This is a genomic window from Actinoplanes sp. NPDC024001, assembly GCF_040638955.1.
Lineage (GTDB): Bacteria > Actinomycetota > Actinomycetes > Mycobacteriales > Micromonosporaceae > Actinoplanes.
On record NZ_JBEZZB010000036.1, the window covers coordinates 58,816 to 71,393 of the forward strand.

Below are 12,578 nucleotides of genomic sequence, written 5' to 3' on the forward strand. Positions count from 1 at the left end.
CCCGACTGCGCGGCGCTCGCGGATCAGCTGTGGGTTCCGGCGGCTGCGGTCCCGCCCCGGTCCAGCTCAGTCGTGCCATCGCGGGCGCCGGCGACTCAGGGCGTCAGGCCGCACAGCATCCGCGTGCGACGGTGCGACGGTGGGCGGGGCGCGACAGCGGTGTTAGAACCGTGTCCCCGCGCGGTCAGCTGGAAGCGTTCGGGCGGGGACGTGGTTGCGCATCGGTGCAGGCCAGTTGCCCTGCGATCCGTTCAGCCGACGGCGCGGCGGCGCATCTCGGTGTCGAACGACTCCTGTGCGTAACGCATGGTCTCCAGTTCGGCGGGGTCGCCGAAGCGCTGCCGCATGGTGGCCTCGTCGACGTCCTCGAGGTGGGTCTGCACCCACCAGATGTTGCCTACCGGGTCCTTGATCCGGCCGCCCCGGTCGCCGACGATGCCCGACGTCCGGACCTCGGTGACCAGGGTGGCTCCCGCGTCCAGGGCCCGGGCTACGACCTTGTCCGCATCCTCGACGTAGACACAGAGGAGGCTCGGGGTGTCCGGCCATTCCGGCCGGGAGTCGAACACCATGATCACCGAGTTGCCGATGCGGATCTCCGCGTGGCCGATCGTGCCGTCCTCGTTGAGGACACGCATGGCCCGGTCGGTCGTGAAGACCTCCTCGACGAAATCGAGGAAGCGCGCGGCACCCTTCGCGGCGACGTAGGGGGTCACCGTCGACTTGCCACCCGGAATTCGCATGGTTGTACCTCCAGTAGACGGCCGCCCAACGAGGTGGCGGCCGATGACTCGACTACAGCCGGAAGGAGCTTTGGCTGCTGGAGACCAGCATGACCGCGATAGCGGCCACTTCCCGGCCGCAATCGCCTTGGCATGCGGGAGGTTCGACTCCAACGCGGAGAGCTGTCGCATCGGCTTCGAAGCCGTCGTTTCGGCCGGACTCGGCACCTGGGCCGAGAGGACATCGAGCGGACCGTGAAGAGAATCGTGCATGCAGCGGCGCCGCACCGCTGGGCGGTGGCCGCGAACCGCCGTCGCTTGGCATCCGCGGCGTCCGGCAGCGCCGTGCGTCGCTGGCGCGCACAGCTGAACGGCGTGGCCCAGGTCTGCGTACCGATGTATGCGCCGTTCGTCGGTCAGGTCCGCGTCTACCAGCGAACACGGTGCCGCGGGCGGAGCCGTGGATCGTCCTGCAAGCGCAGGACAACGCGTCTATCCCCGCAGGCGCAAGGCGCCGAGATCGACCGTTCGCACCGCGCCGCCGTCACGCGCGCTGGTCAGCACGGTCGACATCATGCCCGGACCCGGGCCGTGTGTGCCTCGGCAGACACGGCAGAGCGGCCGCGTCGCGTCATCGGGACGGATGGTCGACGGCACGTAGGCGTGCGCCTCGTACTCGACGTGTTCGATCACGGCCCGGGCGGTGCGGCGGTGGAAGCATCGGTGCGGGCGGCCGTTCGGGTAGGCGTCAGCTGCTGCGCGGGCCGGGTACACCAGTGTGGAGGCCGGCGCGTCGTCGCAATCCGCGGAGTGAACCACCACGGCAGGTTCGTAATCGTGCCTCATTGGTCCCTCCGTCCTGGTCATCTCTTATCAAGGCTGTTCACCGTGACGGGCGGCGGCAACATTCCATCGGGTGAAATCCACGGCGGGCACTGGATCGGACCATGATTTCTCGGAAGCATTCCACGAAGGAGCAACGACCCTTCCACAGCATGTGGAACGCAAGGACGGGCGGAGAGCTACCCGATCACCATGATCGGCGGGGGACGGACCCCTCGAACGCAACGACCCGGCGGAAAACGACCCGTCAGCCGCGATGACCGGGAGAGAAACACCCGAAACGCAAACGATCGCGGGACAGCTGCCGAAACCGCAACGGCCGTTGAGGAAGGACCTGACTGCAGCAACGGGCGGGGTAGCCGCCCTGGAACGCAGACGATCGCGGGACAACAGGTCCCGAACCGATGACCACCGGGGAATGCCTCACCACAATAGTCGGTGGAGGCCCTTGGAAACCCGGTCGGGAGCCCTGCGAAACGCGGAGAGTTGATCGCGGGCCCGACGGACGAGTCCGGCGCGCAGGGTGGGTCTCACGCGTCGCAATGCAGTTGATGGCGAGCTCAGGGAAGTAGCGGCGGCAGGTACCCGACCAAACCGGCCATCAAGAAGACGAAGCCCCAACCGTACGAACCAGCGGGGAGGACCCGCGATGGATGTCGAGCCCGGAAGCACCGTCCCGCGACGGCAACTGGGGCGATACCTGCGGCAGCAGCGGGACAACGCCAAGGTCACGGTCAAAGCCGCCAGCGACCACCTGGAATGTTCCACGCAGAAGCTGTGGCGCATCGAGAAGGGCACCGTGCCGGTACGCGGGGCTGACGTGCGGGAACTGTGCCGGCTCTACCGCACCCCGCCGGAACTCGCCGAGGTGCTCGTCGGGCTCGCGCGGCAGACCAAGGAGAAAGGGTGGTGGGCGGCGCACGGTGACGCCGTGCCGGAATGGTTCGACCTGTACCTGGGGCTGGAGTCGGCCGCCTCGCACATCCGCACCTACGAGCCGAACCTGGTTCCGGGGCTGCTGCAGGCACACGCGTACATGGCCTGCGTGATCGCGGCTGACCGGCCGCATTTGACCGAGGAGGAGGTGGGGCGGCGCATCGAGATCCGGCGGCAGCGGCAAGGGTTGCTGTCCCGGCATTTTCCGCCGCCGCCGCGGTTCGACGCGATCATCTCCGAGGCTGTTCTGCTGTCGCGGCCGGAAACGCCGGGGGCGCTGCAGCAGCAACTGTGGCATCTGGTGAAAGCGAACGAGATTCCGCACGTCACCGTTCGGGTGCTCCCCCTTTCCGGGGGGCCGCACCGGGCGTCCGTGTCGGGCGCCTTCACGATTCTAGATTTCCCGTCATCCGCCGACGGAACCGGCGGGGAACCACCGACGGTCTACTCGGAAAGTCTCACCGGAAGTCTCTATCTGGACCGGCCCAAGGAATTGGACGTCTATGAGCAGGCGTGGTCGGCCCTCAGAAACCGGGCGCTCACCGAGGAGGACTCCGACCACATGATCACAAGAATCCTGGAACAGCGAGGGGGATGAGATGTCCGAGGTGAACCTGTCCGGAGCGAAGTGGCACAAGAGCCGGCGCTCCGGTGCGGAGGGTAACTGTGTCGAGGTGGCGGACAACCTGCCGCACGTCGTCGCGGTCCGCGACACGAAAGACCGCGACGGGGGAACGTTGACGTTCTCGCCGGAAGTCTGGTCGGCGTTCGTCAGCGATGTGAAGACCGGCAAGTTCGACATCTGACACGCGGCCGGGGATGCCGTAGCCACCGTTCATGCGTTACGGTGCTGCGTCAAGTCATCAAGATCGCTTGACGCGGCACCAGCGGCGCCACAACGCGAGCGACGCCAAGCGTCAACGCGTGAGCAGCGCAAGGCGTGAGCAGCGCAAGGCGTGAGCAGCGCAAGGCGTGAGCAGCGCAAGGCGTGAGCAGCGCCAACGCGCCGGCAGCGCGGACGCGAGAATAGAACAAACGGGGGCGGTGTCGCGATGGTCGACCTGGACGCGGGGGAGTTCACCGAACGGCGCCGGGCCGACGCGGTCACACCGGCCGCTATGGTGCTGACCGTCGACGCCGTCGTTCTGCTCGTGGCCGCCGTGGTGGGGCTGCCGTTCCTCGCCTTCTTCTTCAGCGACGAGGCGACCGCTGCCTGGCGGAACCTCGGACCGTACGTCGTCGGCTGGATCGCCGCCGCCGTGCTCGGCGGTGCGGCAGCGGCCGCGGCCGCCCGGTTCGCCGGTTTCGGCACCTACGACGCCCGCCGGGTCGGTGTCCTGGCCGCGGCCGGTGTCGCGGTGATCAGCGGGACGATCATGGCCGCCTCGTTCGAGGACTCGCCGCTGGTGGCTCTCACTGCGGCCCTGTTCGCCGCCGCCAATGTGGCCGCCGCGCTGGCCCTGCTCCGCCCTGAGCGGGCCGGCGCGCTGGCCGCTGCCGTCGGCATCGGCCGGCCCATGCCCACCGCCGACAACGACGACAGGCATGAGGCCGACCTCGAGGTCGACGCCGACAGCGACGCCAGGCACGAGGCCGACCTCGAGCCCGACGCCAACAAGAACAGGCCGACGATAGATCTGCTGCTCCACCCGGCCCAGGGAAAGCGAGAAGGCCAGGAGAGCAGGAAGGCCGGGACGAGCACGAAGCCCGGCTCGAGCAGGAAGGCCGGGACGAGCAGGAAGGCCGGGACGAGCAGGAAGGCCGGGACGAGCACGAAGGCCGGGACGAGCACGAAGGCCGGGACGAGCACGAAGGCCGGCACGAGCACGAAGGCCGGCACGAGCACGAAGGCCGGCACGAGCACGAAGGCCGGCACGGGCACGAAGACCCGGACGAACCGAAACTCCCAGGCCGCCCTGCGCACGCTCCAGGGCGTACGCCTCCCGCGCCGCGCCCTCAAGTGATGAGCTGCTCCGACACCGACCACAGCCGCCGCTGATCCTCCTCGTCATACGACCGCCGGCTGGATCGCACCACCACCGGCGCCCCGGTGAACTCCTTCCACCCGGACGGCCCGTAGAACTCACCACCGCACGCCTGCGGATCCACCGCCGCCCGCACGGTCGCCAGCGCACCCATCTCCGCGCTCTGCACCAGCCACGACGTGACCCGCCGCAGCACCGGATTGCCCAGCATCCGCCGCTGGGCACCCATCTCACGGATCAGGTCGGTCTCCGCGTTGCCCGGATGCGCCGCCACCGAGATCGTCGGCGCACCCGAGGCCGCCAACCGGCGCTGCAACTCATAGGCGAACAGCAGGTTCGCCAGCTTCGACTGCGCGTACGCCGCCCGCCACCGATACCCCCGCTCCAGCTGCAGATCGTCGAAGTGGATCATCCCCTGCCGGTGCGAGACGCTGGAGACGGTCACCACCCGCGACCCCGGCGCCGCCCGCAACCGCTCCAGCAGCAGGGTGGTCAGGGCGAAATGCCCCAGGTGATTGGTCCCGAAGTGCAGCTCGAACCCGTCCACGGTGCGCCGGTGCTCCCGCGACATCACCCCCGCGTTGTTGATCAGCACATCCACGGCCGGCAGATCGGCGGCTGCCCGCCGTACCGAATCAAGCGAGGCCAGGTCGCACTCCGCGCAACGCACGTCGGCGCCCGGAGTGGCCGCGGTGATCGTGGAAGCCGCGGCAGCGGCTTTGGCCGGGTCGCGGCAGGCCAGCACGACCGAGGCGCCGCGCGCGGCGAAGAGCCTCGCCGTGGCGAGGCCCAGCCCGGTGTTGGCACCGGTGATCACCACGACGCGGCCTCGCTGGTCCGGCACGTCGGCCGCGGTCCATTGATCATTCATGGCGGCCTCCCGGTAGGTTCAGGACGCCCGATGCGCCGACCATAAGGGACGACCATGCTCGCGGACACCCCCTTCGCCGCCCTGGTCGGCGCCCCGCCGGCCGGTGTGGATCTCGAACCGGAGCTGCTGGAGCGGGTCGACTGCGGCAGCTACGTGCGGGAGAAGATCAGTTATCTGGTCGCCGCGGGCGAGCGCGTCCCGGCCTATCTCTGCGTGCCGAAGAACCTGACCGGTCCGGCGCCCGCGGTGTTCTGTCACCATCAGCACGCGCACCGCTTCGACCTGGGCAAGAGCGAGGTGACGGGCCTGGCCGGCGACCCGGACCAGGCCTACGCGCGGGAGCTGGCGGAGCGCGGCTTCGTCACGATCGCGCCGGACGCGATCGGTTTCGAGGAACGCAACTGGAGCCCTGACGGGGCGTCCAACGTGACCTGGTTCGAGCTGTCCACCCGGCTGGTGCAGGGACGCACCCTGCTGGCGGCCTGCCTGCACGAGGTGTCGGTGGCGCTCGACTACCTGACGTCGCGGCCCGAGGTGGACGCCGGGCGGATCGGGTTCATCGGGCACTCCTACGGCGGCCGGACCGCCCTGTGGGCGCCCGCGTTCGACCACCGCATCCGGGCGTCGGTGTCGAACTGCGGGTGCATCCCGTTCCGCCTGTCCTACACCCACGACACCGGTGTGCAGGCCGAGTTCGTGGTGCCCGGTTTCGCCGCGGAGTACGACCTCGAGGACGTGATCGGCGCCTTCGGCGACACCGCCCTGCTGATCTCGGCGACCACTGGGGACAAGTGGAGCCGCGGCGCCGAGGAGCTCTACGCGGCCGTCCGCGGCAAAGTCCCCGTTGACCTGGCCCTTTACGAGGGCGGGCACGTCTTCACCGCGGAGATGCGGGAGCGTGCCTACACGTTCCTTGCCGATGCCCTACATTGATTGCGATCTTGGGGAGGGCATGAGCATGCGCCGTTGGCTCCCGCGGACCGCCGCGGGCTGGACGATCGCGATCTTCGGGGCGATGGCCGCGCTGTTCGGCGCCGTCGGGCTGATCGCGCCGGACGTCGTGCTGGGCAGCATGGGATTCGAGGTGCTCGAGTCCCGCGCCGACGGCGACTACACCCGGGTCTTCCTGGCCGCGTCCTCGATGGCCTCGCTCAACATGGGCGTCTACTACCTGGTCGCCGCGGCCACCGAGTGGCGGCCGTTCTTCCGGTTCACGGTGCCGTTCCGGCTGCTCACCCTGACCGTGTTCAGCAGCCTGGTGATCTTCGAGGTGGCGCCGGCGTCGTTCCTCGGTGTCGCGCTCTGGGAGGGCGCGGGTGCGGTCGCCACCGGGCTGGCCCTCGCCTACGACGCCAAGCGGGCGCCGGTGCGGGTCTGAGCCCAGCCGGTCAGCGCCGCCGCGGTCACGCCGATCAGCACGGTGAGCGGGCAGCGGCTCAGCCGGTCAGCCCGGCGAGCGGCAGCGATTCAGCCGGTCAGCGCGGCCGCGGTCGCACCGGTCAGCACGGCGAGCGGCAGCGATTCAGCCGGTCAGCGCCCGCAGCGCCGCCGCGGTCACCACACCGATCAGTACGGCGAGCAGCAGCGGAACCCGCAGCAGCCGTGCCACCACGACGGCGGCCAGGGCGACCGGCACCGTCCAGTCCACCTCCGCCCAGCGCCGGCCGAGGACCTCGGCCACCACGAGCGCGGCGAGCAACGCCGGCGCCAGCAGCGCGATCACGCCGACGCTCCACGGTGGCAGTTCCCGCTCACCCAGCAGCGCGGGGCCGGCGGCCTTCACCAGGAAGCTCCCCGCGGCCACGGCGGCGATGGCGATCCACAGTGTCACGCGCGGGCCTCCTGCGGCTGCCCGGTGCGGCTGCGCAGACCCACGAACGCGCCCACCGTCGCGCCGACCAGCGCCACCCCGGCCGGCACCCACCACAGCAGCGCCGCGGCGACCGCCCCGCCGAGGCCCGCCGCGACCAGCGCGAGCCGTGAGGCCCGCAACTCGTCCACCAGCAGGGCGAGGAAGAACGCCGGGAACACGACGTCCAGCCCGAGGCTCTCCACCAGGTGCGCGGACGGCGCCCCGAGCACGCCGACGACCGTACCGGCCACCCAGGCCGGCCACTGCACGATGGTCGCGCCGAGCAGCCGCCACCGGTCGAACCGGCCACCACCCAGGTGCGCGGCCACCCACGAGCCGTCCACCACCGCCTGACCCTGCAACGCCCGCCGGAACCGCCCGCCGGTCAGGCTCGGCCCCACCGCCAGGCCCATCGGCAGGAACCGCGCGTTGATCAGCAGTGCGGCCGCGATCGCCGGCAGCAGGCCGCCGGCCAGCCCGGTCAGCAGCGCGAACTGCGCCGACCCGGAGAAGATCACAATCGACGCCACGATGGCGGCGACGGCACTCCAGCCCTGCTCGCGGGCGGTCGCGCCGAACGTGATGGCGAGCACGAAGCCCGCGGCGGCCAGACCCGCGCCGACCCGCATACCGCCGAGAAAGCTCTCCCTGTTCCCCCGCACCCTCCGGGGCTTACCCGGCCGCGTCCGCACGGAACCGGATGGTGTGGACCGCTTCGGCGATCCCACCGTTCCACGGGGTGCCGTGGCCGGGCAGCAGCCAGGTCGCGTCGATGCCCTCCAGCCGGCTCAGCGAGGCCAGGGCCTGCTCCGGGTCGTCGGTGAACGGCGCCGGCTGCGGGCCGTGCCGCCCGGTCAGCACGTGCCGGGTGGTGAGCCCGTCACCGACGAAGACCGCGTCGGCCACCGGCACGTGGATCGCGATGCTGCCCGGGGAGTGGCCGGGCAGCCCGATGACCCGCGGCGCGCCCGGCAGGTCGAGCACCTGACCGTCGCGCACCACGATCACCTCGCTGAGATAGGTGGTGCGCAGGCCGCCCTTGCGCGCCGCGTACCACAGAAAGCCGGCGATCGCGCCCAGCTTGACCGGGCCCCAGGCGGGTTTGGTCTTGACCTCGCCCCGTGCGCGGGCCGCGTCGGCCTCGTGCACGTAGACCGGCACGCCGTGATCGCGGCGCAGCCGCTCGGCGAAGCCGAGATGATCGGTGTCGCCGTGGGTGAGGACCACGCCGCGGATGTCGCTCACCGACCGGCCCATGCTCGCCAGCTCGGCCGTCAGCTCCCGCCACTGCCCGGCGAGGCCGGCGTCGATGACGGTGACCCCCTCCTCGGTGTCGACGAGGTAGGCGGCCACGAGGTCGTTCCCGATGCGGTGCAGATGCGGTCCCAGCTTCATGATGGCTAAGGTACATAGCTATGATGGCTACGGTCAATAGCCATCGCTGCCTCGGAGGAGCCGCCATGCCGACGCCCGAACGGACCTCGCTCGACGAGATCGTCCAAGCCGGACGCGACATCCTGGAGTCGGCGGGCGTCGCCGGCCTCACCATGCAGGCCGTCGCCGACCGCGTCGGCGTGCGCGCCCCCTCGCTCTACAAGCGGGTCCGCAGCCGCGACGACCTGCTCCGCCTCGTCGTCGAAGCCACCGTCCGCGACCTCGGCGCCCAGCTCAACGCCACCGCCACCGGCGGCGACCCGCGCCGCGACCTCGCCGAACTGGCGCGCGCCTTCCGCGCCTTCGCCCACGCCCACCCACTCGGCTGCCAGCTGATCTTCGCCCCGAAGGCCGCCGGCGCGAGCCTCGACGCCCTCGCCGCGACCGCGGCTCCGGTCCTGCGGGCCACCACCCTGCTAGCCGGCGAGCAGCACGCGCTGCAGGCCGCACGCACCGTCACGGCCTGGGCCTACGGCTTCATCAGCATGGAACTCGCCGGCGCGTTCCAGCTCGGCGGCGACGTCGAGGACGCCTACGAGTTCGGCATCGCCCACATCGCCGGCGCGCTGAGCGCGCCGTGACGCCGGTCCAGCCAGGCGGTTCGCTCACCCACCATTCCCGGTACGCGTAGCCCGGGCTGGACAGAAGCAACTACGGGGCTCTGTGCTGCCCGCGCGATGCCGCAGCCCCTCCCGGCCGACCCGCGACCGCCGGGCTGATGCGACGGTCACCCCGGTCACTCCCACATCCCGCCCGCCGCCGGCGCCCGAACTCACGTCGCGGCGTGCCGAAAGCGCCCACAGCCCCGCTCCGCTCCCCGACCGCCCGGCACGTGTGGTCGTCGTTCACTCGGCTGACCGCCAGCGTCCTCCCAGGCCGCCCGAGGCAGCTCTCAGCCGCAGCCGAGCGAACCAGCTGGCGCTGAGTGTTGTCTCGGGCTGTCTGGGGCAGCTCTCGGCCGCAGCCGAGCGGACCGGCTGGCGCTCAGTGTTGTCTCGGGCGCCTGGGGCAGCTCTCGGCCGTAGCCGAGCGGACCGGCTGGCGCTCAGTGTTGTCTCGGGCGCCTGGGGCAGCTCTCGGCCGTAGCCGGGTGAACCGGCTGGCGTCCAGTGTTGTCTCGGGCTGTCTGGGGCAGCTCTCGGCCGCAGCCGAGCGGACCGGCTGGCGCTGAGTGTCGTGTCGGGTTGCCTGGGGCAGCTCTCGGCCGCAGCCGGGTGAACCGGCTGGCGCTGAGTGTCGTGTCGGGCTGTCTGGGGCAGCTCTCGGCCGCAGCCGGGCGAACCGGCTGGCGGTCAGTGTCGTGTCGGGCCGGCCGGGGCGACTCTCAGGAGCAGCCGGAGGAACCGGCTGGCCGCAATGCCTACGCGACGCGGACCGGAGGACCGCACCAGGGTGTGATCGCGGCCGTGACCTGCGCGACCGGCAGCATCTCGTCGCTCGCCCACGCGATGTAACCGTCCGGCCGGACCAGGACCATCGCCGCGCCCGGCAACGTCGGGCAGTGCACGTGGTGCACCGCGCCGCCGACCTCCACCGGAGAGCGGGTGACCAGCGCGAACCGCCCGTCACGCAACTGCTCGTAGAGGCGCGCGCCGCCGCAGTCCACATCCGGCATCCGCCGGCCGGTCAGGTCGTGATCGCCGCCGGAGCGCTTCGGATAGGCGATGCCGATGCCGCTCATCCGGCCCGCCATCAGCAGGCGGCTGCGCCGGAAATGCAGGATCGAGCGGATCGCCACCGCCTGCAGCGCGTTGCGCACCTTGGAGCGCCCGAGCACCAGCCGGTTGAACGTGTCGGTCAGCTTCAGCACCTGCTCACCGACCGGGTGCCGCTCGCCCTCGTAACTGTCGAGCAACCACGGCGCGGCGGTGCCGTGCACAGCGGCGGCCAGTTTCCAGCCCAGGTTCATCGCGTCCTGGATGCCGGTGTTCATGCCCTGCCCGCCCAGCGGGGAGTGCACGTGTGCGGCGTCGCCGGCCAGGAAGACCCGGCCGTCGCGGTAGCGGGCGGCCTGCCGGCGTTCGCTGAGGAAGCGCGTCGACCAGCGCGGGGCGCCCATGCCGAGGTCGCTGCCGGCGATCCGGCGGAAGGCATCGCGCATCTCGGCGTGGGTGACCGGCTCGGACAGCGGCGCCCGGTCGCGGGTGCGGTCCCAGGCGATCACCCGGAACCAGCCGTCGCCGAACGGTACGGCGATCACCGCCCCGTCGGTGCTGGTGCGGGCGAACATCGCCTCCGCGGGCGGCTCGCCGAGGCGTACGTCGGCCAGCATGATGTGCGTCTGGTACTGCTTGCCGGCGAACTCGATGCCGAGCAGCCGGCGGATGGTGCTGTGCGCGCCGTCGCAGCCGACCACGTAGCCGGCCCGCTCGGTGCGGTCGCCGACCTGGAGGGTGACGCCGGTGTCGTCCTGGCGCAGGGCGGTGACCGCCGCGCCGCGCACGATCGGCACGCCGAGACGTTCGGCGCGGGCCTGCAGCACCTTCTCGGTGCCGCTCTGCGGCGCGATGAAGATCATCGGGAAGCGGGTGTCCAGGATGTCCAGGTCGAGCGAGGCGCCGGGGACCGGGGCGACGCTGCGCACCGGTACGCCGTGCAGCAGCACCTCGTCGGCGAGCCCGCGGGCGTCGAGCAGTTCCAGGCTGCGGGCGTGCAGGGCGAACGCCCGGGTGAGGTTGGGTTCCTCGGCCCGTCGTTCCAGGACGCGGACGCCGACACCGGCGAGCGCGAGTTCACAGGCGAGGGTGAGGCCGGTCGGGCCGGCGCCCACCACGATGACATCTGCGGTATTCATGTCCGTCAGCCTGCGGGCCGCGCCGGCCCGCTCGAATCAGCGAAGTCACCGGTTACGATCGGGCCATGCTGCACGGCAGGCAGCGGGAATGCGCGATCGTCGATGAGCTGCTGGCCGCGGCCCGCGACCGGCGCAGCGGGGTCCTGGTGGTGCGCGGCGAGGCCGGCATCGGCAAGTCCGCCCTGCTGGCGTACGCGGCGGAGCACGCCACCGGCATGCGGATCCTGCGGGGCACCGGCATCGAGTCGGAGTCGGAGTTCCCGTTCGCCGCGGTGCACCAGCTGCTGCGCCCGGTCGCCGACCTGATCGACGCCATTCCCGCGCGCCCGGCCGCCGCCCTGCGCGGCGCGTTCGGCATCGGCCCGGCCGGCGGCGAGGACCGGTTCCTGATCTCGCTGGGTGTGCTGAGCGTGCTGGCCGAGGCCGCCGAGCAGCAGCCCCTGCTGTGCCTGGTCGACGACGCGCACTGGCTGGACGGCGCCTCGGCCGGGGCGCTGGGTTTCACCGCCCGCCGGCTGGACGCGGAGGGTGTGGTGCTGCTCTTCGCCACACGCTCGGACGAGCGGGCCGAGGGCCTGCCCGAGCTGCCGCTGACCGGCCTCGACGCGCAGGCGGCCGGCGCGCTGCTCGCCGAGCAGGCCGGCACGGACCTGCCGGCCGAGGTCCGCGACCGGCTGGTGGCCAGCACCGCCGGCAACCCGCTCGGCCTGCTGGAGCTGCCCGGTTCACTGTCGGCGGACCAGCTCACCGGGCGGGAACCGCTGCCGGACCGGTTGCCGGTCGGCGCCGAGGTCGAGCAGGTGTTCCTGGACCGGGTGCGCCGCCAGGACCAGCCCACCCAGACGCTGCTGCTGGTGGCGGCCGCCGAGGACAGCGGTGAGCTGGGCGTCATCCTGCGGGCGGCGGAGGCGCTCGGCGTGCGGGCCGGCGCGCTGGACGCGGCGGAGAAGGCCGGCCTGATCCGGGTGGACGGGCAGGCGCTGGTGTTCGGTCATCCGCTGGTCCGCACGGCCGTCTACCGGGGCGCCACGTTCTGGCAGCGCCGGGACGCGCGGCACGCCCTGGCCGCGGCCCTCGACGGCGACGCCGACCGGCGGGCCTGGCATCTGGCCGCCGCGGCGCTCGGCCCGGACGAGGCGGT

14 protein-coding genes are annotated in these 12,578 nt (G+C 71.7%); 7 read left to right on the plus strand and 7 right to left on the minus strand.

The genetic code is table 11. The annotated features are described in order from the left end of the window. Positions 1–251: 251 nt before the first annotated feature. Complete coding sequence (locus AB0F81_RS16530) at positions 252–743, minus strand: VOC family protein (protein WP_360197553.1); 492 nt, start codon at positions 741–743, stop codon at positions 252–254. Positions 744–1,214: 471 nt separating this feature from the next. Further along, on the minus strand, positions 1,215–1,544 hold the full coding sequence (locus AB0F81_RS16535; protein ID WP_360197555.1) for a hypothetical protein: 330 nt from the start codon (positions 1,542–1,544) through the stop codon (positions 1,215–1,217). 670 nt (positions 1,545–2,214) lie between these two features. Here AB0F81_RS16535 and AB0F81_RS16540 point away from each other — a divergent pair. The 3 genes from AB0F81_RS16540 (at position 2,215) to AB0F81_RS16550 (ending at position 4,465) form a co-directional block, all read left to right on the plus strand. Next, the gene (locus AB0F81_RS16540; RefSeq protein WP_360197558.1) at positions 2,215–3,099 is read left to right on the plus strand and encodes a helix-turn-helix transcriptional regulator; all 885 of its coding nucleotides are present in this window, start codon (positions 2,215–2,217) and stop codon (positions 3,097–3,099) included. Between the two features lie 16 nt (positions 3,100–3,115). Then, positions 3,116–3,307: a DUF397 domain-containing protein gene (locus tag AB0F81_RS16545; protein WP_360197589.1), complete on the plus strand. Its 192-nt coding sequence runs from the start codon at positions 3,116–3,118 to the stop codon at positions 3,305–3,307. 246 nt (positions 3,308–3,553) lie between these two features. Further along, positions 3,554–4,465 carry a hypothetical protein gene (locus tag AB0F81_RS16550; RefSeq protein WP_360197561.1) on the plus strand — a complete coding sequence of 304 codons (912 nt, stop codon included), beginning with the start codon at positions 3,554–3,556 and terminating at the stop codon, positions 4,463–4,465. Here the strand turns inward: AB0F81_RS16550 and AB0F81_RS16555 are convergent. After that, complete coding sequence (locus AB0F81_RS16555; RefSeq protein ID WP_360197564.1) at positions 4,458–5,357, minus strand: oxidoreductase; 900 nt, start codon at positions 5,355–5,357, stop codon at positions 4,458–4,460. The genes AB0F81_RS16550 and AB0F81_RS16555 overlap by 8 nt on opposite strands. Positions 5,358–5,411: 54 nt before the next feature. On the opposite strand from AB0F81_RS16555, the gene AB0F81_RS16560 reads away from it, so the two are divergent. Both AB0F81_RS16560 and AB0F81_RS16565 read left to right on the plus strand, forming a co-directional pair. Then, on the plus strand, positions 5,412–6,290 hold the full coding sequence (locus tag AB0F81_RS16560) for an alpha/beta fold hydrolase (protein ID WP_360197567.1): 879 nt from the start codon (positions 5,412–5,414) through the stop codon (positions 6,288–6,290). Positions 6,291–6,315: 25 nt separating this feature from the next. Beyond that, positions 6,316–6,735 carry a hypothetical protein gene (locus AB0F81_RS16565; RefSeq protein ID WP_360197592.1) on the plus strand — a complete coding sequence of 140 codons (420 nt, stop codon included), beginning with the start codon at positions 6,316–6,318 and terminating at the stop codon, positions 6,733–6,735. A gap of 144 nt (positions 6,736–6,879) precedes the next feature. Here the strand turns inward: AB0F81_RS16565 and AB0F81_RS16570 are convergent, their stop codons facing one another. Genes AB0F81_RS16570 through AB0F81_RS16580 form a run of 3 tightly spaced genes read right to left on the minus strand, consistent with a single transcriptional unit; the run spans position 6,880 to position 8,604 of the window. Further along, positions 6,880–7,188: an AzlD domain-containing protein gene (locus AB0F81_RS16570; protein ID WP_360197570.1), complete on the minus strand. Its 309-nt coding sequence runs from the start codon at positions 7,186–7,188 to the stop codon at positions 6,880–6,882. Then, positions 7,185–7,871 (minus strand): AzlC family ABC transporter permease, encoded by a 687-nt coding sequence (locus AB0F81_RS16575; protein ID WP_360197573.1) that lies wholly within the window; start codon positions 7,869–7,871, stop codon positions 7,185–7,187. The genes AB0F81_RS16570 and AB0F81_RS16575 overlap by 4 nt, the downstream gene beginning before the upstream one ends. A gap of 10 nt (positions 7,872–7,881) precedes the next feature. Next, a complete protein-coding gene (locus AB0F81_RS16580; RefSeq protein ID WP_360197576.1) occupies positions 7,882–8,604 on the minus strand; it encodes an MBL fold metallo-hydrolase in 723 nt (240 codons plus the stop codon). 65 nt (positions 8,605–8,669) lie between these two features. On the opposite strand from AB0F81_RS16580, the gene AB0F81_RS16585 reads away from it, so the two are divergent. Next, on the plus strand, positions 8,670–9,224 hold the full coding sequence (locus AB0F81_RS16585) for a TetR-like C-terminal domain-containing protein (RefSeq protein ID WP_360197578.1): 555 nt from the start codon (positions 8,670–8,672) through the stop codon (positions 9,222–9,224). Positions 9,225–10,003: 779 nt separating this feature from the next. Here the strand turns inward: AB0F81_RS16585 and AB0F81_RS16590 are convergent. After that, positions 10,004–11,437: an FAD-dependent monooxygenase gene (locus AB0F81_RS16590; RefSeq protein ID WP_360197581.1), complete on the minus strand. Its 1,434-nt coding sequence runs from the start codon at positions 11,435–11,437 to the stop codon at positions 10,004–10,006. A gap of 65 nt (positions 11,438–11,502) precedes the next feature. On the opposite strand from AB0F81_RS16590, the gene AB0F81_RS16595 reads away from it, so the two are divergent. Continuing rightward, positions 11,503–12,578, plus strand: a 1,076-nt coding sequence (locus tag AB0F81_RS16595) for an AAA family ATPase (RefSeq protein WP_360197584.1), incomplete at its 3' end; no start/stop codon positions are given.